18 protein-coding genes, 1 rRNA gene and 1 pseudogene are annotated in these 21,220 nt (G+C 72.5%); 4 read left to right on the top strand and 16 right to left on the bottom strand.

The window, feature by feature from the left end:
• Window positions 1-125: 125 nt before the first annotated feature.
• A complete protein-coding gene (locus ACFQQI_RS06955) occupies window positions 126-437 on the bottom strand; it encodes a GNAT family N-acetyltransferase (protein ID WP_378559957.1) in 312 nt (103 codons plus the stop codon).
• Window positions 438-532: 95 nt separating this feature from the next.
• On the opposite strand from ACFQQI_RS06955, the gene ACFQQI_RS06950 reads away from it, so the two are divergent.
• Window positions 533-1,633: a glycerophosphodiester phosphodiesterase gene (locus ACFQQI_RS06950; protein WP_378559955.1), complete on the top strand. Its 1,101-nt coding sequence runs from the start codon at window positions 533-535 to the stop codon at window positions 1,631-1,633.
• Between the two features lie 19 nt (window positions 1,634-1,652).
• Here ACFQQI_RS06950 and ACFQQI_RS06945 read toward each other — a convergent pair whose 3' ends face one another.
• From ACFQQI_RS06945 to ACFQQI_RS06885, 13 genes are all read right to left on the bottom strand, one after another.
• Window positions 1,653-4,163, bottom strand: a complete 2,511-nt coding sequence (locus tag ACFQQI_RS06945; RefSeq protein ID WP_378559952.1) for a DEAD/DEAH box helicase — start codon at window positions 4,161-4,163, stop codon at window positions 1,653-1,655.
• Window positions 4,156-5,088, bottom strand: a complete 933-nt coding sequence (gene xerD, locus ACFQQI_RS06940; protein WP_378559949.1) for a site-specific tyrosine recombinase XerD — start codon at window positions 5,086-5,088, stop codon at window positions 4,156-4,158. Before xerD ends, ACFQQI_RS06945 begins: the two co-directional genes overlap by 8 nt.
• A 12-nt stretch (window positions 5,089-5,100) precedes the next feature.
• Window positions 5,101-6,216 (bottom strand): alanine dehydrogenase, encoded by a 1,116-nt coding sequence (ald, locus tag ACFQQI_RS06935; protein ID WP_378559946.1) that lies wholly within the window; start codon window positions 6,214-6,216, stop codon window positions 5,101-5,103.
• A 51-nt stretch (window positions 6,217-6,267) separates the two neighbouring features.
• On the bottom strand, window positions 6,268-6,870 hold the full coding sequence (locus tag ACFQQI_RS06930; RefSeq protein ID WP_378559943.1) for an NUDIX domain-containing protein: 603 nt from the start codon (window positions 6,868-6,870) through the stop codon (window positions 6,268-6,270).
• Between the two features lie 3 nt (window positions 6,871-6,873).
• Window positions 6,874-8,565 (bottom strand): CTP synthase, encoded by a 1,692-nt coding sequence (locus tag ACFQQI_RS06925; RefSeq protein ID WP_378559940.1) that lies wholly within the window; start codon window positions 8,563-8,565, stop codon window positions 6,874-6,876.
• Between the two features lie 11 nt (window positions 8,566-8,576).
• Entirely contained in the window at window positions 8,577-9,443 is an 867-nt protein-coding gene (locus ACFQQI_RS06920; protein ID WP_378559937.1) for a copper transporter, read from the bottom strand.
• Window positions 9,440-10,612, bottom strand: coding sequence for a putative cytokinetic ring protein SteA (steA, locus tag ACFQQI_RS06915; protein ID WP_378559934.1), 1,173 nt, complete (start codon window positions 10,610-10,612; stop codon window positions 9,440-9,442). The genes ACFQQI_RS06920 and steA overlap by 4 nt, the downstream gene beginning before the upstream one ends.
• 104 nt (window positions 10,613-10,716) lie before the next feature.
• Window positions 10,717-12,348 carry a methyl-accepting chemotaxis protein gene (locus ACFQQI_RS06910; protein ID WP_378559931.1) on the bottom strand — a complete coding sequence of 544 codons (1,632 nt, stop codon included), beginning with the start codon at window positions 12,346-12,348 and terminating at the stop codon, window positions 10,717-10,719.
• 57 nt (window positions 12,349-12,405) lie between these two features.
• A complete protein-coding gene (gene recN, locus ACFQQI_RS06905) occupies window positions 12,406-14,157 on the bottom strand; it encodes a DNA repair protein RecN (RefSeq protein WP_378559928.1) in 1,752 nt (583 codons plus the stop codon).
• The gene (locus ACFQQI_RS06900; protein ID WP_378559925.1) at window positions 14,150-15,148 is read right to left on the bottom strand and encodes an NAD kinase; all 999 of its coding nucleotides are present in this window, start codon (window positions 15,146-15,148) and stop codon (window positions 14,150-14,152) included. The genes recN and ACFQQI_RS06900 overlap by 8 nt, the downstream gene beginning before the upstream one ends.
• The gene (locus ACFQQI_RS06895; protein WP_378559922.1) at window positions 15,145-15,984 is read right to left on the bottom strand and encodes a TlyA family RNA methyltransferase; all 840 of its coding nucleotides are present in this window, start codon (window positions 15,982-15,984) and stop codon (window positions 15,145-15,147) included. The genes ACFQQI_RS06900 and ACFQQI_RS06895 overlap by 4 nt, the downstream gene beginning before the upstream one ends.
• A 2-nt stretch (window positions 15,985-15,986) precedes the next feature.
• Window positions 15,987-16,208, bottom strand: coding sequence for a hypothetical protein (locus tag ACFQQI_RS06890; protein WP_378559919.1), 222 nt, complete (start codon window positions 16,206-16,208; stop codon window positions 15,987-15,989).
• A gap of 10 nt (window positions 16,209-16,218) precedes the next feature.
• Complete coding sequence (locus ACFQQI_RS06885; protein WP_378559916.1) at window positions 16,219-17,202, bottom strand: HAD-IIA family hydrolase; 984 nt, start codon at window positions 17,200-17,202, stop codon at window positions 16,219-16,221.
• 67 nt (window positions 17,203-17,269) lie between these two features.
• Here ACFQQI_RS06885 and ACFQQI_RS06880 point away from each other — a divergent pair, with 67 nt between their 5' ends.
• On the top strand, window positions 17,270-18,388 hold the full coding sequence (locus tag ACFQQI_RS06880; protein ID WP_378559913.1) for a DUF1015 family protein: 1,119 nt from the start codon (window positions 17,270-17,272) through the stop codon (window positions 18,386-18,388).
• On the opposite strand, the gene ACFQQI_RS06875 is transcribed toward ACFQQI_RS06880, so the two are convergent.
• Window positions 18,366-18,737 (bottom strand): single-stranded DNA-binding protein, encoded by a 372-nt coding sequence (locus ACFQQI_RS06875; RefSeq protein WP_378559910.1) that lies wholly within the window; start codon window positions 18,735-18,737, stop codon window positions 18,366-18,368. The genes ACFQQI_RS06880 and ACFQQI_RS06875 overlap by 23 nt on opposite strands.
• 224 nt (window positions 18,738-18,961) lie before the next feature.
• On the opposite strand from ACFQQI_RS06875, the pseudogene ACFQQI_RS06870 reads away from it, so the two are divergent.
• Window positions 18,962-20,284 (top strand): annotated as a pseudogene (locus tag ACFQQI_RS06870) (ISL3 family transposase).
• Window positions 20,285-20,302: 18 nt separating this feature from the next.
• Window positions 20,303-20,707, top strand: a complete 405-nt coding sequence (locus ACFQQI_RS06865) for a VOC family protein (RefSeq protein ID WP_378559907.1) — start codon at window positions 20,303-20,305, stop codon at window positions 20,705-20,707.
• A 435-nt stretch (window positions 20,708-21,142) separates the two neighbouring features.
• Here ACFQQI_RS06865 and rrf read toward each other — a convergent pair.
• Window positions 21,143-21,220 (bottom strand): 5S ribosomal RNA (rrf, locus tag ACFQQI_RS06860); the annotation flags it as partial.

The raw sequence follows: 21,220 nt of genomic DNA, 5'->3' as shown, positions 1-21,220 counted from the left end.
CGACAGCGACAACACCGGGATCGAAACCCCCAAGCCGACCGGGAAATCTGTTGATGAGGTGTGTACTGCGCAGTCGGGTGGTGCACAGGGACGGGCTGCCCTGTGCACAGGCCTGTGGACGACCGCTAGTCGTTCACGGTGCTCGCTGGGGCGCCGTAGACCAGGTCGACGTAGTCGCGATGCTTGGAGATCCAGCGCTTGATGAACGGGCAGAGCGGCAGCACCCGACGGGAACCGTCGGCCCGGACGTCGTCGAGAGCGAAGCGCGCGAGTGCCGAGCCGACGCCCTGCCCCTCGAACCTCTCGTCCACCTCGGTGTGGGTGAAGATGATCAGCTGGTCGGTGAGCTGGTACTCGGCGAAGCCGGCCAGCTCGCCGTCGATGTGCGCCTCGTAGCGGCTCGCGGACGGATTCTGGGTGGTCTGCACGTCGGCCATGCCGCCAGCCTACGGATCGCTTGGGCGACCAACCGAGGCATCCTGTTCACCGGCGCCTCGCCGGGAGGTCACCCGGAGCCGCTTCGATCACGGCCATGACATCTCGGACCATCCCCCTGCTGGGTGCCGTCGCCGGCATCATCGCCGCCCCGATCCTCGTCGCCGCCCCGGTCGCCGCACACGACCGTGGCCGCGACCACGGCCACGGCCACGAGGCCGCTCCCCTCGTCTTCGCCCACCGCGGCGCCTCCGGCTACCGCCCCGAGCACACGCTCGCGGCGTACCAGCTCGCCATCGACCTCGGCGCCGACTACGTCGAGCCCGATCTGGTGTCCACGAAGGACGGCGTCCTCGTCGCTCGCCACGAGAACGAGATCAGCGGCACGACCGACGTCGCCGCGCACCCCGAGTTCGCCGACCGGCGCACCACCAAGACCATCGACGGCCGTGCCGTGACCGGGTGGTTCACCGAGGACTTCACGCTCGCCGAGCTCAAGACGCTGCGCGCCAAGGAGCGGCTCCCGCAGGTGCGGCCCGGGAACACCGCGTACGACGGCCAGTTCGAGATCCCCACGCTCGACGAGGTGCTGCGGCTCGTGCGGCTCGCGGAGCGACGGAGCGGCCGCGACATCGGCGTCGCGCCCGAGACCAAGCACCCGACGTACTTCGACTCCATCGGCCTGTCGATGGAGGAGCCGCTGGTGCGCACGCTGCGCCGCCACGGGCTGGACTCGAAGCACGCCGACGTCGCCGTCCAGTCGTTCGAGATCGGCAACCTCCGCGACCTCGACCGGATGACGAAGGTGCCGCTCGTGCAGCTCGTCGACGGCGCCGGCGGCCCCTTCGACCAGCCCGGCACGACGTACGCCCAGATGGTCACTCCCACCGGGCTGAGGGCGATCGCGACGTACGCCGACTGGCTCGGCGCCAACAAGTCGTGGGTCATCCCGCCGGCGACCGCGCCCCAGGAGACGACCGTCGTCGACGACGCGCACCGGGCTCGCCTGAAGGTCGTGGTGTGGACGATCCGCAACGAGAACCAGTTCCTCGCGCCCGTCTGGCGGATCGGCACCGACCCGAACGCCCGAGGTGACGTGGAGGCCGAGATCGCCGCGTTCCTCGACGCCGGCGTCGACGGCCTCTTCGCCGACTACCCCGACACCGCCGTGCAGACCCGCGACGCCTGGCTCGGCTGACGCCGGACCAGCGGGCGGATCAGCCGCCCAGCCGCCGCATCGCCACCGCCGAGAGCGCGAGCTCGCCGGCCTCGTCGGACGCGTCGAGGTCGGCGACCGCCTCGATCACCCAGTCGTGGTGGCCCTCGGGGTCGTGGATCGTCTGCCGCACCTCCCAGCGGCGCCCGGACTCGGTGACGGCCAGCAGCGCGGGCCCGCGGGCGTCGGCGTCGAGCCGCACCCGGTCGTGCTCCGCGTAGTAGTCCTCGATCGCCTCGTCCCACGCCGATCGCGTCATCACGACCTCGCCAGGAGGATCGGTGCGGTCCGCCGCCATCCGCTCGAGCGCGACCAGCCCGTCGAGGTCGTCGCGCGCGACGAGCTCCACGCGGCGCCACATCGCGTTGCGGATCATCACGGCGAACGCCCGGGACTGCTTCGAGATCGGCCGCGGGGACGGCGGGGGCTCGTGGTGGGCCACGTCCGAGCGCACGTGCGAGGGGTCGGCGAGCGCCTCCCACTCGTCGAGCAGCGACGAGTCGGTCTGGCGCACGGTCTCCCCCAGCCACTCGACGAGGTCGTCGAGCTCGGGGGTGCGGTGCTGCTCGGGCACGGTCTGCCGCAGCGTGCGGTAGGCGTCGGTCAGGTAGCGCAGCACCAGCCCCTCGGACCGCGCCAGCTGGTAGCGCGAGACGAAGTCGGTGAACGACATGCCCTGCTCGTACATCTCGCGCGCGATCGACTTCGGCTGCAGCGCGTCGTCGGGCAGCCATGGGTGCGTCTGTCGGTAGATCTCGTACGTCGCCCCCAGCAGCTCGGCCAGCGGCTGCGGCCAGGTGACGTCCTCGAGCAGCGTCATCCGCTCCTCGTACTCGATCCCGTCGGCCTTCATCTCGGCGACCGCCTCGCCGCGCGCGGCGAACTGCTGCTGCAGCAGCACCTGCCGCGGCCCCTCAAGCACCGCCTCGATCACCGACACGATGTCGAGGGTGCGCTCGACCGCCTCCGGGTCGAGCACGTCGAGCGCCGCGAGGGCGAAGTGCGCCAGCGGCTGGTTGAGCGCGAAGTCCTCCGGCAGGTCGACGGTGAGCACGTAGCGCCGGCCGAGCTCGTCGAGCTGGTCGAGCCGCGTCACCACCCCCGAGTGCACCAGCGACCGGGCCAGCCGCAACGCGCGGCGGGCGAGCCGGACCTGCTGGCGCCGGTCCTCGTGGTTGTCGGTGAGCAGCCGCCGCATGACGGGGAACGCGTCCTCCTCGCGGGCGAGGACGTTGACGAGCATCGCGTTGTCGACCTTCATCCGCGAGACCAGCTGCTCGGGCACGCCGCCGACGAGCTTCTCGTAGGTCTGCTCGGTCCACACCACCGTGCCCTCGGGCGGCTTCTTCAGCTGGGCCTTGGAGTTCTTCTTCCCGGCGGCCCGCCGCTCCTCGGCCTTCGCCTTGGCCTTCTCGTTCTCGATGACGTGCTCGGGCGCCTGCACGACGACGTACCCCGCCGTGTCGAAGCCCGCGCGGCCCGCACGCCCGGCGATCTGCAGGAACTCGCGGGTGCGCAGCACCCGCTGCCGGTTGCCGTCGAACTTCGCCAGCCCGGTGAACAGCACGGTCCGGATCGGCACGTTGATGCCGACCCCGAGCGTGTCGGTGCCACAGATGACCGAGAGCAGACCGGCCTGGGCGAGCTGCTCGACCAGCCGCCGGTAGCGCGGCAGCATCCCGGCGTGGTGGACTCCGACGCCGCGCCGCAGCAGCTTCGAGAGCGTCTTGCCGAAGCCGCTGCCGAACCGCACGTGGTCGAGGCGGGTGCCGAGGTCGGGCTTGGGGATCCAGCCCGCCTTGAGCAGGGTCGTCGCGTGCTCGACGGCGTCCTTCTGCGTGAAGTGCACGACGTACGCCGGCGCCTGGCCGGTCGTCACCAGCTCCTCGAGCGTCTCGGCCATCGGCGTCACTGACCACGAGAACGACAGCGGCACCGGGCGCTCGGCGTCGGCGACGACCGTGGTCTCGCGCCCGTTGCGACGGGTCAGGTCGGCGGCGAGGTCGGTGACGTCGCCGAGCGTCGCCGACATCAGCAGGAGCTGCGCCTGCGGCAGCTCCAGCAGCGGCACCTGCCACGCCCAGCCGCGATCGGGCTCGGCGTAGAAGTGGAACTCGTCCATCACCACGAGCCCGACGTCCGCGCGGGCACCCTCACGCAGCGCGATGTTGGCGAGAACCTCGGCGGTGCAGCAGATGATCGGGGCGTCCGGGTTCACCGACGCGTCGCCGGTCAGCATGCCGACGTCGTCGGCGCCGAACGTCTCGACCAGCGCGAAGAACTTCTCGTTGACCAGCGCCTTGATCGGCGCGGTGTAGAAGGACACCCGGTCCTCCGCGAGCGCCGCGCGGTGGGCGGACTCCGCGACCAGCGACTTGCCGGACCCGGTGGGCGTCGCCAGCACGACGTTGTCCCCCGCCAGCAGCGCGAGGACCGCCTCCTCCTGGTGGGGATAGAGCTCCAGGCCGCGGTCGGCGGCCGCGGCGGTGATCTCGTCGAGGAGGTCAGTCACGGGCCCTCGGATGGGCCGTGGCGAAGACCTCACGCAGGTTGTCGACGGTCACCAGCGTGTAGACCTGCGTGGTCGTCACCGACGCGTGCCCGAGCAGCTCCTGCACGACGCGTACGTCGGCACCGCCGTCGAGCAGGTGGGTCGCGAACGAGTGGCGCAGCGTGTGCGGCGAGACGTCCTTCGTCACGCCCGCCCGGTCGGCCGCCTTCACGAGGACGGCCCACGCCGACTGCCGCGACAGCCGCCCGCCCCGCGCGTTGAGGAAGAGCGCTCCCCCGGTGGACGGGCCCGTCGTGACCGCCGCGAGCTCCGGCCGCCCGCGCACGAGGTACGCGTCCAGCGCCTCGCGGGCGAACGACCCGACGGGCACGATCCGCTCCTTGCTGCCCTTGCCGCGCAGCAGAACGGTCCCCTCGACCGCATCGAGGTCGTCGACGTCGAGCCCGACGGCCTCCGAGATCCGCGCACCGGTGCCGTAGAGCAGCTCCAGCAGCGCCCGGTCGCGCAGCGCGAGCGTGGTGCCGGGCGACCCGGCGGCGTCGAGGATCGCCTCGACGTCGGCCAGCGGCAGCGCCTTCGGCAGCCGCTTCGCCGGCGCCGGTGGCTTGACCCCGTGGGCCGGGTCGGCGGTGGCCAGCCCGTCGGCGACCGCGAACTTGTGGAACCCACGCACCGCCACGACGGTACGGGCCGCCGACGTCGAGCTCAGCGGTGGGTGCTCGGCGTCGCCCTCGCGCAGCCGCACCAGGAACCCGGTCACCGTCGCCTCGCTCACCTGGTCGAGGTCCTCGACCCCGCTCTGCGCGAGGAAGTCGAGGTAGCGCCGCAGGTCGCGGCGGTACGACGACAGCGTGTTCGCGGCCAGGCCGCGCTCGACCGAGAGGTGGTCGAGATAGGTGCGCACGGCGCGCTGTGGATCTCCCATGGCGGGAGAAGCCTAGGCGAGCACGCTCTCCAGACTCACCGCGTCGATGCCGACGGCCTCGCCGACCGGGGCGTTGGTGAGCTGGCCGGCGTGGGTGTTGAGGCCGAGTGCCAGCGAGCGGTCGTCGCGGCAGGCCTGCTGCCAGCCCTTGTCGGCGAGCGCCACGACGTACGGCATGGTCGCGTTGGTCAGCGCGTACGTCGACGTGTTGGGCACCGCGCCGGGCATGTTCGCCACGCAGTAGAACGTCGACCCGTGCACCTGGTAGGTCGGGTCCGCGTGCGTGGTGGCGTGGGTGTCCTCGAAGCAGCCGCCCTGGTCGACGGCGATGTCGACGAGCACCGAGCCCGGCTTCATCCGGGACACCAGCTCGTTGGAGACCAGCTTCGGCGCCGCCGCGCCGGGGATCAGCACCGCGCCGATGACCATGTCGGCCTCGGTGACCTGCTGCTCGATCGCCAGCCTGGAGCTCGCGAGCCCGTGCACGCGGTTGTTGTAGCGCCAGAAGGACATCCGCAGCTTGTCCAGGTCGGTGTCGAGCAGCGTCACGTCCGCGCCCATGCCGAGCGCGATGTTCGCGGCGTTCTGCCCCGAGACGCCGGCGCCGATGATGACGACCTTCGCGTTGGCGACGCCACCGACGCCGCCCATCAGCACGCCGCGGCCGCCCTGGGCCTTCATCAGGGAGTAGGCGCCGACCTGCGGCGCCAGGCAGCCGGCGACCTCCGACATCGGGTAGAGCAGCGGCAGCCCGCCCGAGGGCAGCTGCACGGTCTCGTAGGCGATGCCGGTGACCCTGGTCTCGAGCAGCTCGTCGGTCAGCGGCTTGTCGGCCGCGAGGTGGAGGTAGGTGAAGAGCGTGAGGTCCTCGCGCAGCCGGTGGTACTCCTCGGCGACCGGCTCCTTGACCTTGAGCACCATGTCGGCGGCGCCCCAGGTCTCGTCCGCGTCCGGGACGATCCGGGCTCCGGCCGCGACGTACTCCTCGTCAGGGACCTGCGACCCCTCGCCCGCGCCCTGCTGGATCAGCACCTCGTGCCCGTGCGCCACCAGCTCGTGGACACCGATCGGGGTGATCGCCACCCGGTACTCGTGGTTCTTGACTTCCTTGGGGACGCCGACCTTCACCCTGGTGCTCCTTCAGTGACCTGCGCCACGTCGTTGTGGCGCGCCGCGAGCCTACTCCCGGCCTTCGGCCCTTCCCGCCAGGCCCCGGTCCCCCGCCAGCAGCACCCCGAGGACCGTGTGGGCGTCGGTCACCCGCCCGCCCAGGACGGCGGCGCGCAGGTCGGCGTACGGCACCCATGCGGTCTCCATGTCGGCCTCCTCGTGCCGGGCCACGAAGTCGCCGCGGTCGGCCTCCGAGAGCCCGCGGGCCACGAAGTAGTGGTGGATCTCGGCGGAGATGCCCGGTGAGGAGTACGCCGTGCCGAGCGCCACCCAGTCGGTGGCCTCGAGCCCGGCCTCCTCGACCAGCTCGCGCCGCGCGGTCTCGAGCGGGTCCTCGCCGTCGACGTCGAGCAGCCCCGCCGGCAGCTCGACGAACCGGCGCCCGGCCGGGTGGCGGTACTGCCACAGGCAGAAGACCCGCTCCCGGTCGTCGACCGCCAGCACGACGACCGCGCCGGGATGCTCGAGCACCAGGCGGCTGAACGGCTCGTCGTCGGGGTGGTCGGGCCGCCGGATCCAGTCCTCGCGCAGCGCGACCACCCAGTCGTCGCGGTGCCGGTCCTCCGAACGGGCGACCGGCCACCGCTCGTCGCGGTCAGCGAGCTCCGGCACGCGTCAGTCCTCGTCGACCGGTTCGCGGCGCAGGCCGCTCTCGTCGATCGGGAAGCGCAGCTCCTTCTGCCGCTCGATGGCCGCGCCGACCAGCCCCCGGAAGAGCGGGTGCGGCCGGGTCGGCCGCGATCGCAGCTCGGGGTGGGCCTGGGTGGCGATGTAGTAGGGGTGCACGTCGCGCGAGAGCTCGACGAACTCGACCAGGCTGTTGTCCGGAGAGGTCCCCGAGAAGACGATCCCCGCGGCCTCGAGCTGGTCGCGGTAGGCGTTGTTGACCTCGTACCGGTGCCGGTGCCGCTCGTCGATCTCCGCGGCGCCGTACACCTCACGGGCGATGCTGCCCTCCTTGAGCGCGGCCGGGTAGAGGCCCAGGCGCATCGTGCCGCCCAGGTCGCCGGCGCCCTCGACGAAGCGCAGCTGCTCCTCCATCGTGGCGATCACCGGCTCCGGGGTGTCCGGGTCGAACTCGGTGGAGCCGGCCTTCTCGAGGCCCAGCACCGTGCGGGCGTACTCGATGACCATGCACTGCAGGCCCAGGCACAGCCCGAGGGTCGGGATGCCGTGGGTGCGCGCGTACGTGAGCGCGCCGAGCTTGCCCTCGATGCCGCGCACCCCGAAGCCACCGGGCACGCAGACGGCGTCGACGTCCTGGAGCATCTTCGCGGCGCCCGCCTGGGTCTGGCACTCGTCGGACGCCACCCAGCGGATGTTGACCTTGGCCTCGTGGGCGAAGCCGCCGGCGCGGAGCGCCTCGCCGACCGAGAGGTAGGCGTCGGGGAGGTCGATGTACTTGCCGACCAGCGCGATGGTGACCTCCTCCTTGGGGTGGTGCACCCGGCGCAGGAGGTCGTCCCACACGGTCCAGTCGACGTCGCGGAACGGCAGGTCGAGACGGCGTACGACGTACGCGTCCAGCCCCTCGCGGTGCAGCACCTTCGGGATGTCGTAGATCGACGGCGCGTCGGCCGCCGTGACGACGGCCTCCTGGTCGACGTCGCACATCAGCGAGATCTTGCGCTTGATGGAGTCGGGCAGCTCCCGGTCGGCGCGGCAGACGACGGCGTCGGGCTGGATGCCGACCTGGCGCAGCGCGGCGACCGAGTGCTGGGTGGGCTTGGTCTTGAGCTCCCCGGACGGGCCGATGTAGGGCACCAGCGAGACGTGCAGGAAGAAGCAGTTGTCGCGGCCGATGTCGTGGCGCACCTGGCGCGCGGCCTCGAGGAACGGCAGCGACTCGATGTCGCCCACGGTGCCGCCGACCTCGGTGATGACCACGTCGACCCCGGGCCCGCCCATTGCGAGGACCCGCTCCTTGATCTCGTTCGTGATGTGCGGGATCACCTGGACGGTGTCGCCGAGGTAGTCGCCGCGACGCTCCTTGGCGATCACGCTCGAGTAGACCTGGCCCGTCGTGACGTTCGCGATCTGGCTGAGGTCGGTGTCGAGGAAGCGCTCGTAGTGCCCGATGTCGAGGTCGGTCTCGGCGCCGTCGTTGGTCACGAAGACCTCGCCGTGCTGGAACGGGTTCATCGTCCCGGGGTCGACGTTGAGGTAGGGGTCGAGCTTCTGCATCGTCACCCGCAGCCCTCGAGCCTTGAGAAGGCTGCCGAGGCTGGAGGCCGTCAGGCCCTTGCCGAGCGAGGAGGCGACGCCTCCGGTCACGAAAACGTGCTTGGTGGGCGTCCCGTTGATCACGGAACTCCATGCTACGTGAGAGGTACCGCTCCGTCCGAACCCGACGCACCGAAGGATCCTCCCGGCGTGGTGAGCGACCGGATCAGGGCGAGGACGGTCGTCACCTGGCCGAGCGGGTTCTCGGCGCCGTCGACGGTGGCGACGTTGTCCGCGACCGGCTCGGCGCGCAGCGCCCCGAGGTCGCCGTTGGCGGCCGCTGCCGCGGTCTCCCCCGCCACCACGACCCCCGGTGCCTTCGCCCCGAGGCCGGCGACGATCCCGCTCAGCACCGCTGGGTCCGTGCGGTCGCCGAGCACGACCAGCGCCAGCCCGGCTCCGCCCGCCTCCGCGGGGCTCTCGACCAGCTCCGCGCCCGCGAGGCTCTCGCGCACCGCCCGGACGCCGGCCGCGCCGAAGTCCCCGGGAGTGGCCGCGAGCCCGAGCAGCTGCCCGATCCGGGGGTACGTCGACGCGTCGGGCGCGACCACACCGTCACCGAGCTCGCCGGCGAGCTGGGAGCCGAGCGTGTCGACGAGCGACTTCTCGCCCGGGTCGACGAGCGCCGCACGCACGTCGTACGTGCCGCTGACCTGGCCGCCGGCGGCGGCGACCTGGTCGGCGAGCGCGCCGACGACCTCGGCCTGCGCGCCGGGCATGGCCACGATCGCGACGGAGGTCTGCTGGAGGCCGGCGCCGTACAGCGTCGGGGCCGCGGCGGTCGCGAAGGCGTCGCCGTACTCCGCCGTGCGCTCGTTGGCGCGCGACGCGCTGACGGTGGCCGCGGCCTGCTCGTCGCCGCGACCGAGGTCGGTCAGCGGGCCGCCGCCGAGGACGACCCCGACGGCGAGCGCGACGAAGACGGCGACCAGCGACACGATGTGGTGTCGGTAGGAGATCACGTGAAGAGTCCCTGGATGGTGTCGGAGAACGAGTCGGCCCACTCCTGGCCGACGGGGGTCACGGAGACCGCGGCGGCCAGGGCGAGCAGGCCGGCGAGCATCACCAGCAGCAGGTGCCAGGGCCGGACGCGGCCGGCGTAGAGCTGCGGCACCGCGGTCGCGTCGACGAGTCGCGGACCGACCTTGAGGCGGGTCAGGACCGTGCCGGCCACCCCTGGCCGGGCGCTGTCGAGCAGCTCCTCGAGCGCGGCCCGCAGTCCGACGCCGACGATCACGGTCGGGTCTGCCGCGTCGGCGACCAGGAGCGCGGCGTCCTCGGCGGCCGCGTCGGTGTGGATCAGCGACGGTCGTACGCCGAGCCGCTCGAGCTGCTCCACGACGGCCGCGGCGCTGCCACCCGACGTACGCACCACGACGTCGCGCGCGGCTCGCAGGGTCGGTGCCGTCGGCAGGTCCTCACCGGCGTCGACGACGACCACGTCGCAGCGCACCCGCTCTGCCCGGAGGGCGTCGGCCGCGGCGCCCACGCCGATGACCACCGGGTGCTGCTCACGGACGAAGGTCCGGACCCCGGCGAGCCCGGCGTCGTGCTCGAAGTCGCGCGCCACGACCACGGCGGACCGGCCGGCCACCCGGGTGGTGAGCCGCGGCACGCCCACGCCGTGCAGCAGCAGGTCCTCCTCGTGCCGCAGCAGCTCGGTGCTGCTGTGCGTGAGGGTGGCGAGCTGGCGCGCCAGCCCGCTGCGCGCCTGCTCCATCTCGGCCTCGACGGCGTCCCGGTCCAGGCGCCGGCCGCTGGCGACCTCGGCGCCGCCGACGAGCACGCGCCCGCCGTCCAGGCGGATCTCGGCGCCGTCGCTGATCGCCGCCAGGCCGGCCGCGCCGACCTGGTCGATCACGACCACACCCGCATCGGCGAGCGCGCGGGGGCCGAGGTTCGGGAAGCGACCCGAGATGATCGCCGCGGCGTCGACGACCGCCGCGGCGCCGGCGTCCACGAGGACCTGCGCGCTGACGCGGTCCATGTCCAGGTGGTCGACGACCGCCACGTCGCCGGGCCGCAGGCGCGACGCCACGTCGCGGGCACGGCGGCCGACCCGAGCGGTCCCGACCGTCCCGGAGCCGGTGTCGGCGCGTTGCTGGACCGAGGAGGTGATCGGGCTGCTCATGACGCTGTCATCGTGCCAAACCGGTCAGGGCGATTCCGGAACCACGCGGAGCCGGGCGCGTCGCCCCCCGTGGGTGGCGCGCCCGGCTCCGGGAGGGGTGCGGATCAGTAGCGGAAGGCGCTGACCTGGGCCCGCAGCGACTCGGCCATGCCGGCCAGCTCGGAGATCGCGGTCGTCGTCTGGTCGACCGCTCCCGTCGTCGCCGAGCTGCTGCTCGCGACGCCCGAGATGTGCTCGGCGATCTGGCTCGAGCTCGCGGCGGCCTCGCCGACCCGGCGGCTCATCTCGTTGGTCGTCGCGGTCTGCTCCTCGACCGCCGTGGCGATCGTGGTCTGGTAGTCGTTGATCGACCCGACGATCTCGGAGATCTGGGTGATGGCCGCGACCGAGGCCGCGGTGTCCTTCTGGATGGTGCCGACCTGCACCGCGATCTCCTCGGTCGCGCGCGCGGTCTCCTGCGCGAGCTCCTTGACCTCGCCGGCGACGACGGCGAACCCCTTGCCGGCCTCGCCGGCACGCGCGGCCTCGATGGTCGCGTTCAGGGCCAGCAGGTTGGTCTGCTCGGCGATCGAGGTGATCACCTTGACGATCTTGCCGATCTCGGCGCTGGAGGAGCCGAGCATCGCGACCGTCTCGTTGGTGGCGGCGGCTACGGCGACCGCGTCCGAGGCGACCTCGGCCGCGCGGTGGGCGTTCTCGGCGATCTCGCGGATCGACACGCCCATCTCCTCGGCACCGGCCGCGACGGCCCCGACGCTCTGCGAGACCTCGTCCGCGGCGCCCGAGACGGCCTCGGACCGGGCGGACGTCTGCAGGGCGGAGTCCTCGATCGAGGACGCCGTGGCGGTCAGCTCCTCCGCCGCCGACGCGACCGTGGTCGCGGACTCGGCGACCGAGCCGACGAGGCCGCGCAGCGACTGCAAGGCGGTGTCGAGGGACCCGGCCATCTGGCCGATCTCGTCGTCGTACTCGACCGGCACCCGCACCTGCAGGTCGCCCTCGGCCACCTTCACCAGGCCGTCGCGCATCCGGCGCACCGGCGCCATGATCGAGGCGGCCAGGCCGAGGGCCAGGAGCGCGCCGAGCAGCAGGGCCACGGCGGTGACGGCGTACGTCAGGGTGCGGGTGCGGTCCTGGGCGGCCTCGGTGTCGACCTGGATGGCCTCCACCCGGCTGTCGGCCGACGCGGACAGCTCGTCGAGCGCCGTCGCGATCACGTAGTAGATGTCCCACTTCGGGCCGCCGGAGACCTGGTCGCCCTTGTCCAGCTCGCCGCTGTGCCAGAGGTCGTGGATCTGGTCGTTGTAGTCGAGCAGCTGCGACCACTCTGCCTGGATGGTCTCGAGGTTCTTCGCCGCCGAGTCGGTGAGCACCGCCCGGTCGATGTCGAAGATCTGCTCGAAGCCGTCGACGCCGTCCTGGTAGTTCTTCAGGTTGTCGCCGTCGGGGGCCGCGGCGGTCTCGCCGCCCTCGGAGCGCGACTTCCAGGCGGTGATGTTCTGCCAGTTCGACGCCCAGAGCAGGTCGTAGCGGGCCTGCTCGACGGAGTCCTGCACGGCGACCGCGCGGTCGAGGTCGTCGCCGTACCCGGCCACCTGGCGGGCGCCGACCGCGGCGGTCACCGTCACGACCAGCGTCATCACCCCCAGGAAGGCGGCCAGCGCCAGGACGCGGGTGCGGATGCTGCGGTCGCCGATGAGGTGGCGCAGCCTGGACCGTCGGGTGTCTGCCGTCACACCGGCCCCATCGGGTCACGCCCGATCGACCTGAGGGTGACCCTGCTCACCCTCGGCTCAGGCGCTGTCGCGGGCCTCCTGCGCGACCTCGAGCAGCTCGCGGGCGTGGGCGAGGGCGGTGTCGGAGTCGGCGAGACCCGCGAGCATCCGGGACAGCTCGCGCTCCCGCTGCTCGTCGTCGAGCATCGTCAGGCCGGAGCTCGTCACCGAGCCGTCCGAGGACTTCTCGACGACGACGTGGCGGTCGGCGTACGCCGCCACCTGCGGCAGGTGCGTCACGACCAGCACCTGCGCGCTGCGGGCGAGCTGGGCGAGGCGGCGGCCGACCTCGACCGCGGCCGCTCCGCCGACGCCGGCGTCGACCTCGTCGAAGACGAACGTCGGCACCGGGCTGGTGCCCGCCAGTGCGACCTCGAGCGCGAGCATCACCCGCGACAGCTCGCCGCCGGAGGCGCCCTTCGACAGCGGCCGCGGCTCGGCACCCGTGTTGGCGGCCAGCATCATCTCGACCTCGTCGACACCGGAGGACGTGTGCCGCAGCCATCGGCCCTCGACGTGGAGCGGGCCGTGGAGGAGCTTCGCGGGCGCGTCCACCTCCGTCTGCCGGACCTCGAAGGTCAGCCGCGCGTGCGGCATCGCGAGCAGGCCGAGCTCGGCGGTGACCTCCTTCGCCAGCCGGGTGGCGGCCTTCGACCTCGCCGCCGAGAGCGCCGCCGCGGCGGTCGCGAGCTGCGCGCGCAGGCTCTCCTGCTCGCCGCGCAGCTCCTCGATCCGCTCGTCGGTGTGGTCGAGGTCGAGCAGCCGGCGGGCCGACTGCTCCGCCCAGGACAGCACCTCGTCGATGGTCTCGCCGTACTTGCGGGTCAGCGCCGTCAGCGCCGCACGGCGCTCCGACACGGCTGCCAGCCGGGCCGGATCGATCTCGATGCGGGTGGCGTACGACGCGACGTCGGCCGACAGGTCGGACAGCAGGTACGTGAGCTCCGCCAGCCGGTCCGCCAGCTCGCCCGCCTCGGCGTCGTGCTCGCGGACGCCGTCGAGCAGCGTGCGCGCGGCCGACGCGGTAGTCAGCGCGTCGGGGCCACCGTCCTCGCTCGAGAGTGCCTCGCGCGCCTGCTCGGCGGCGGTGCGCAACGTGTCGGCGAAGCCGAGGCGCGTCTCCTCGGCGGCCAGCGTCGCGTCCTCGCCCGCCTCGGGCGCCACCGCCTCGATCTCGCCGAGGCCGAACCGCAGCAGGTCGGCCTCCTGTGCGCGCTCCCGCGCCGTCGCCACGACCTCCTCGAGCTCCCGCTCGGTGTCCTCGAGCCGGCGGTGGAGGTCGGCGTACGTCGCCAGCAGCTTCGCGAGCTTCTCGCCGCCGAACCGGTCCAACGCCTCCCGCTGCGCCCGCGCCTGCAGCAGCCGGTGCTGGTCGGACTGGCCGTGCACCGCCACCAGCGGCTCGGCGACCTGCGCCAGCGTGGTGACCGGCACCGACGCCCCGCCGACGAACGCCCGCGAGCGCCCCTCGGCCGACACGTTGCGGGCCAGCACCACCCGGTCGTCCTCGACCTCGCCGCCGGCGTCCTCGATCGCGGTGCCGAACCCGTCGACGCCGTCAACCCGGACCACGCCCTCGACCCGCGCGGTCTTCGCGCCGGTGCGCACGGCCCCGGTGTCCGCGCGGCCGCCGAGCAGCAGCCCGAGCGCGGTCACGATCATCGTCTTGCCGGCTCCGGTCTCACCGGTGATCACCGTGAGGCCGGACCCGAGCTCCAGGGTCGAGGAGTCGATGACTCCCAGCGAGCTGATCCGGATCTCCTCAAGCATCGTGCCCCTCTGCGCTTCGGTGGGCGGTGTCCTGCGAGAGCTCCTGGGCCAGCCGGCGGCGGCGCTCGGTCGAGCCGCGCCACCCCTCGACCGGCAGCCCGAACTTCGCGACCAGGCGGTCGGTGAACGGTGCCTCGTGCAGTCGCACCAGGAGCACCGGCGTGGCGCCGCGGCGTACCTCGATGCGAGCGCCGGGCGGCAGGTCGACCGCGCGCCGCCCGTCGCACCACAACACGCCCGAACCCTCGGTGTTGGCCAGGACCTCGACCGCCAGCACCGACGTCGGTGCGACCACCAGCGGCCGCGCGAACAGCGCGTGTGCGCTGATCGGCACCAGCAGCAGCGCCTCGACGCTCGGCCACACGACGGGCCCGCCCGCGCTGAAGTTGTACGCCGTCGACCCGGTCGGCGTCGCACAGACGACGCCGTCGCAGCCCCAGCGGGACAGCGGTCGCCCGTCGATCTCGACGACGACCTCGAGCATCCGCTCGCGAGCCGCCTTCTCGACACTGGCCTCGTTGAGCGCGAACGTCCGGTCGATGACCTCACCGTCGCGGTGCACGGTCACGTCGAGCGTCAGCCGCTCCTCGGCCGTGTAGCGCCGGTGCACGATCGCGTCGATGGTCGACTCGAGATCGTCGTACTCCGCCTCGGCCAGGAACCCCACGTGTCCCAGGTTCACCCCGAGGACCGGCGTCCCGGACGCGTGGGTCAGCTCGGCCGCGCGCAGGATCGTGCCGTCGCCGCCGATGACCAGCACCAGCTCGCAATCGCCGCTCGGCGTGCCATCCTCGGCGATCTCGACGCCGTCGCCGGCGGGAGACAGTCCCAGGTCGGCCGCCTCGTCCGCCAGCAGGCGCACCACCATCCCGTGGGTGCCGAGGGCCTTGGCGAACGCGCGCGCGACCTCTCGGGCCTCGTCGCGCCCCGTGTGGGCGACCAACAGCACGCGGCGCGCCGACGCGTCGGTCGGCGAGGTCGAGGTCGTCACGGGTCCAGCCTCTCACCCGCGACCCCCTGCGGGTCGGCAGCCACCACCGTGCTGTGCATGTCCTCGTCGGAGAGCTCGGCCGGCCCCTGCCGGAGCCAGAGGAAGAACTCGACGTTGCCGGACGGTCCCGGGAGCGGGCTGGTCGCGACCATCCGCGCTCCCCAGCCACGCCGTGCCGACGCGGCGGCGACGTTCAGGACGGCCTCCGCGCGCAGCTCCGGGTCGCGCACGACTCCACCCTTGCCCACGCGCTCCTTGCCGACCTCGAACTGCGGCTTCACCATGAGCGCGAGGTCCGCACCGGGCGCCGCGACGCCGAGCAGGGCGTCCAGCACCAGCTCGAGCGAGATGAACGAGAGGTCGCCCACCACCACCTCGACCGGGCCGCCGATCAGCTCGGCGGTCAGGTCGCGGATGTTGGTGCGGTCGTGCACCACGACGCGCTCGTCCTGCTGGAGCCTCCACGCCAGCTGGCCGTACCCGACGTCGACCGCGACGACCTCGCGGGCTCCGTGGCGCAGCAGCACGTCGGTGAACCCACCCGTCGACGCGCCCGCGTCCAGGCACCGCCGTCCGTCGACGACGAACCCGTGCGGCCCGAACGCCGCCAGCGCCCCCGCCAGCTTGTGCCCGCCCCGGGACACGTAGTCCGGCCGGTCCGGGTCCTCCGCGACCACGATCGCCACGTCGGTCGTGACGCCGGTCGCCGCCTTCGTGGCACGCGCACCGCCCACCTTGACCCGACCCTGGGCGATCATCTCGCTGGCGTGCTCGCGCGATCGGGCCAGCCCGCGGCGTACCAGCTCGGCGTCCAGGCGGAGACGTCTCGGCGGCACGGTCAGGCGGGGTCGGCCGGCCGGTCGGTGTCGTCCAGCGCCCGGCGCAGCTCGGCGTGCGCGGTCTCGAACACCCCGACGTGCTCCTCCAGCGGGCGCTCCTCGAGCGCCTCGACCGCCGTGATCACCTCTTCGACGTGCTCGACCCCGGTGCGCACCCGCTCGGGCTCGGGCGGGGTCCCCTCGGGCTCCTCGGGGACGGGCACGCCGGGGTCCTCGCTCATGAGGTCGAGGCTACTCGTCGGCGGGCGCGGTGGTGGCAGCCAGGTCCACCGGCTCGCCGGTGGCGTCGAGGTGTTGCCACGACGCCGCGACGGCCACCCGCCACCAGTCGGCAGGCGAGCCGGACCCGACCACCCGCAGGCTTCCGGCGTCCACGCTCGCAGCCCACCCGTCCAGGCGCTGCTCCCCCGCCGCAGCAGCCGGTGCCGGCTGCGGCTCGAGCAGGCCACGCAGGTCCGTCGCGACGTACGTCGGCCGCAGCTCGCGCGGCGCCCGCGCCAGCTCCGCGAGCCCGGTCACCCCGGTGAGCACCAACAACGAGTCCAGGCCCACCGCGTTCGCGCCTTCGATATCGGTGTCCAGCCGGTCACCGACCATCAGCGGCCGCTCCCCGCCGACCCTCCGGATCGTCTCGTCGAGCAGCGGCCGCGCCGGCTTCCCGGCCACCGTGGGCTCCACCCCGGTGAAGTCCCGCAGCATCGCGACCTGCACCCCGTGTCCCGGCGCCACCCCGAAGGCCGCCGGGAAGGTGTGGTCGGTGTTGCTCGCCACCCACGGCAGCCCGTCGCGGATCCGCACCGCGGCCCGCATGATCTCGCGCCAGCGCACCTCAGGGCCGTAGCCGGTCGCGATCGCCACCGCCTCGTCCTCCGCGCCGACCGGGACCAGGTCGTTCGCACGCAGGGCCTGTTCGAGGCCGTCCGCGCCGAGGCAGACCACCCGCGCGCCTTCACCGAACCGCTCGGCCAGCAGCCGCGCCGCGGCCTGGGCGGAGGTCACCACGTCCGCCGCCGCGGCGTCGACGCCCAGCTCGCGCAGGTGCGTGGCGACCTGGTCGGGCGTCCGCGAGGCGTTGTTGGTGATGAACGCGATCCGCATCCCCGCCACGCGCGCGGAGCCCAGGTGTGCGGCGGCACCCGGGACGGCGTCGCCGCCGATGTAGACGACCCCGTCGAGGTCGAGCATCGCGAGGTCGTAGGCCTGGCTCAGGGGCATCGCCGACTCGCCGAGCACACGCGCCTCCCTTCGTTCTCAGCACGTGCCCGCACCCTACGATGCTCCGATGGACTCCGGAGTCGTGGCCACCCCGGCGCTCGTGGCGCGACCGTTGCGACTGGAGCCCTTCCCGGCCCTGATGCTCGCCCCGAACCGGATCGGCGCCCAGGCAGCCGCTCGAGCGTTCAGCCGTCCCTACACGGAGGTCGCCGACCGGTTCGCTGCCTGGCAGCGCTCCGGCCAGGTCACGCACGACACCGAACCGGCGCTGTACCTGCACGAGTACACCACCTCCGGCGTCACCATCCGCGGACTCGTCGGCGCCCTCGCGCTCACCCGGCGCGCGGCGTCTCGTGACGAGATCGCCGTCTTCCCGCACGAGGGTGTGCACCCTGCCCAGGCCAGCGAGCTCGCGGACCGGATGGCTGAGATGGCCATGAACCCGGCCCCGATCCTCCTGACCCACCGCGCACCCGCCGTGTTGCGCGAGCTCCTGCGTGCCGTTCGGTCGGCGCCGGCAGATCGGCAGTTCACGGACCGCTCCGGTCAGTACCACCGGCTGTGGACCATCCGCACCCCCGCCACGATCGCAGCGATCCAGGACGCCCTCGAGGGCAGCCGAGCACTGATCGCCGACGGCCATCACCGGTACGCCGCCTACGGCCTGCTCCGGACCGACCACCCCGAGCTGGCGCCGGCCACCGACGCCGGGCTCGCGATGCTCGTGGACCAGGAGGACACCCCGCTCTTCCTGGGCGCGATCCATCGCGTGCTCCTCGGACTCCGCATCTCCGACCTCGATCGTCCCGGTCCGCAGGTCCAGCGCGGGCTGGGTCCGCAGGAAGCGGTCGCCGCGCTGTCCCAGGACACCGTGGTCGCCACCGATGGGCGCGAGTGGGCGACGATCCGCCTGCCGCACGACGACGAGCGCCTCACCGTGGAGATCCTCCAGGACGACGTGCTCCCCCTGCTCGGGCGGGCTCCGACCGCGATCGCTCATGCCCACTCCGTCGACGACGCGCTCCGAGCCGTGGCGCGTCGGCGCGGGTTGGCCGTGCTCATGCCCGCACCGGACTTCGCCGACGTGCTGCATGTCGCGAGCATCGGGCGACTGCTGCCGGAGAAGGTCACCTCCTTCCAGCCGAAGCCGAGCGTCGGGGTGCTCATCCGCTCCCTGCGCGCCTGAGCACCCGGCCGCGGGTCACCTCCACCTCCACCCGGGACGCCGCGCCGGCGCCGGTCCGGAAGAACCGCCGTCGCATCGCCCCCGTCACCTCGACGACGTCGTCGGGCGCCCAGGACGCGACCGAGCGTCGCGCCCTCGAGCTCCACGCCGCGCAGTCGAGTGCGTCGACCGTGGTCCGGCCCTGCGCCTTCGGCCGCTGCACGACCACCCGGAACGTCCAGAGCACGTCGCCGCTGGGCAGGACCCGCTCCTCGGGCGCCTGGGACACGCGCCCGACCAGCCGGACCTCGTTGACGGCGGGCTCGGGCGCCGCCTTCTTCGCCTTCGTTGCCTTTTCGTGTGCTGCCATCTGCACCACCTCCGGCAGCGACGATTCCGCCGGCGACCGACAATCAGCGACGCGCTGCGAGGCACCTGTGGACGGAGACGCCGCGGGCTGCGCTGTGGATGGAAAGTGGCTCTTCCCAGATGAGGGTGTAGCGCTGTGGGTTCGTCGGCGCGTCGTTGAGCGGGTAGGAGTCGAGGCCTCCCGAAGTTGGAAGTTCTCACGCTCGCCATCTGGAAGACCTCGACGTGCCCGACGCTACCCCGCCGGCCGGCTTCGGCCGCCCCGACCTGACCACCTTCGCCCGGCTCGACCGGCTCGGCCTCGAAGTCGTTGGACAGCGACTCGAGCCTGACCGTGCGGTCCTCGCGTGCCGGGTCGCCGAACCCGATCAGTGGTGCAGGCGTTGCGGTTGTGAAGGCGCGCCGCGCGACAGCGTGGTCCGAAGACTTGCCCACGAGCCGCTGGGTTGGCGGCCAGCGATGCTGGAAGTCGTCGTCCGCCGTTACCGTTGCAGCGAGTGCGGTCACGTGTGGCGCCAGGACACCAGCGCCGCAGCCGAGCCCAGGGCGAAGCTCTCGCGGTCCGGGTTGGCCTGGGCGTTGACGGGCATCGTCGTGCAGCACCTCACGGTCGCCCGGATCGCCGAAGGCCTCGGGGTCGCTGGGACACCGCGAACAACGCGGTTCTGACGGAGGGCAAGCGGCTGTTGATCAACGAACCGGCCCGGTTCGACGGGGTGAAAGTCATCGGGGTCGACGAGCACGCGTGGCGCCACACCAGGCGCGGCGACAAGTACGTCACCGTGATCATCGATCTCACTCCCGTGCGGGACGGCACCGGACCAGCCCGCCTGTTGGACATGGTCGAGGGCCGTTCCAAGCAGGCGTTCAAGACCTGGCTCAACGAGCGTCCGCAGGCGTGGCGCGACGCCGTGGAGGTGGTCGCGATGGACGGGTTCACCGGCTTCAAGACCGCAGCTGCTGAGGAAGTCCCCGACGCCGTCGCGGTGATGGATCCCTTCCATGTGGTCCGCCTGGCTGGCGACGCACTCGACAAGTGCCGACGACGAGTCCAGCACGCCATCCACGGCCACCGCGGGTTCAAGGACGACCCGCTCTACAAGTCCGTCGGACCCTGCACGCCGGCACCGGCCTGCTCACCGACAAGCAGATCACCAGGCTCACCGCACTGTTCGCCGACGACGCGCACGTCGAAGTCGAAGCGATCTGGGGCATCTACCAGCGCATGGTCGCCGCCTACCGCGACGAGGACCGGGCGCGTGGCCGAGAGACGATGGTGAAGCTGATCGAATCGATCAGCACCGGCGTACCGAAGTGCTCACCGAGGTCATCACCCTCGGCCGGACGCTGAAGAAGCGTGCCCCCGACGTGCTCGCCTACTTCGACCGACCCGGCACCAGCAACGGCCCTACCGAGGCGCTCAACGGGCGCCTCGAGCACCTCCGCGGGTCCGCACTCGGGTTCCGCAACCTGACCAACTACATCGCCAGATCGCTGCTCGAGACCGGCGGCTTCAGACCCCAACTCCTACACCCTCGATTGGAATGAGCCCTCTATCGTCGGTCCATGACCACTCGACTGAACCCCTACCTCAGCTTCGCGGGTGATGCCTCGGCCGCCCTGGCGTTCTACCAGGACGTCTTCGGCGGCGATCTCACGATCAACCACTTCGGCGACTTCGGCACCGACGACCACGGCATGGGCGACCAGGTCATGCACGGCCAGCTGGAAACAGCGTCTGGCCTCACGCTGATGGCCGCCGACATGCTGCCGGGCGAGACGTTGCGGAACAACCTCGCGGTCAGCCTCGGCGGGGACGACACCGAGGAACTGCGCGGCTACTGGCAGGCGCTGTCGGACGGAGGGACCGTGACGGTCGAGCTGGCCACCCAGCCGTGGGGCGACGAGTTCGGGATGTGCGTCGACCGGTTCGGGACCTCGTGGCTGGTCAACATCGCCGGGGGCGGCTGACCTACCCGATCCGCGCTGCGCCCGGTCGGTCAGGCTGTCCGTCGGTACCGCAGGTCGGCGATGCCGCGGCCGGCGGCAGTCCCTTGCGCTCGAACCTCGTCGCCGGCCGCTCGTCCCAGCGATCGACCACGCCCCCTGCGCCGGGGGCCTGCCGGCCCTCCGATCGAGCGGATCGCGGCCGACGTACGTCGGATCCATCACCAGCTGCTCAGCCTCCCCCCCGGGGGGTGCCGGCGGCCCGGCCGCGGGGCCGCCGCGCGGCCTACGACGACGTGCTCGAGACCGGCGGCTTCAGACCCCACCTACACCCTCGATTGGGATGAGCCTGGAAAGTGGGCCGGAATCCAGCCCACAGAGAACGGCTACGCACTTCGACAATGCGGCGCAAATGCGAACAGGGCCACCCCCGAAGGGACGGCCCTGTTCAAAAAGTATGTCCGGCGGCGTCCTACTCTCCCACAGCCTCTCGGTTGCAGTACCATCGGCGCTGAAAGGCTTAACTTCCGGGTTCGG

The organism is Nocardioides sp. GCM10030259 (assembly GCF_042666375.1).
Lineage (GTDB): Bacteria > Actinomycetota > Actinomycetes > Propionibacteriales > Nocardioidaceae > Nocardioides.
The sequence above is the reverse complement of the archived record's forward strand: the minus strand, read 5'-3'. Positions and strand labels throughout refer to the sequence as shown.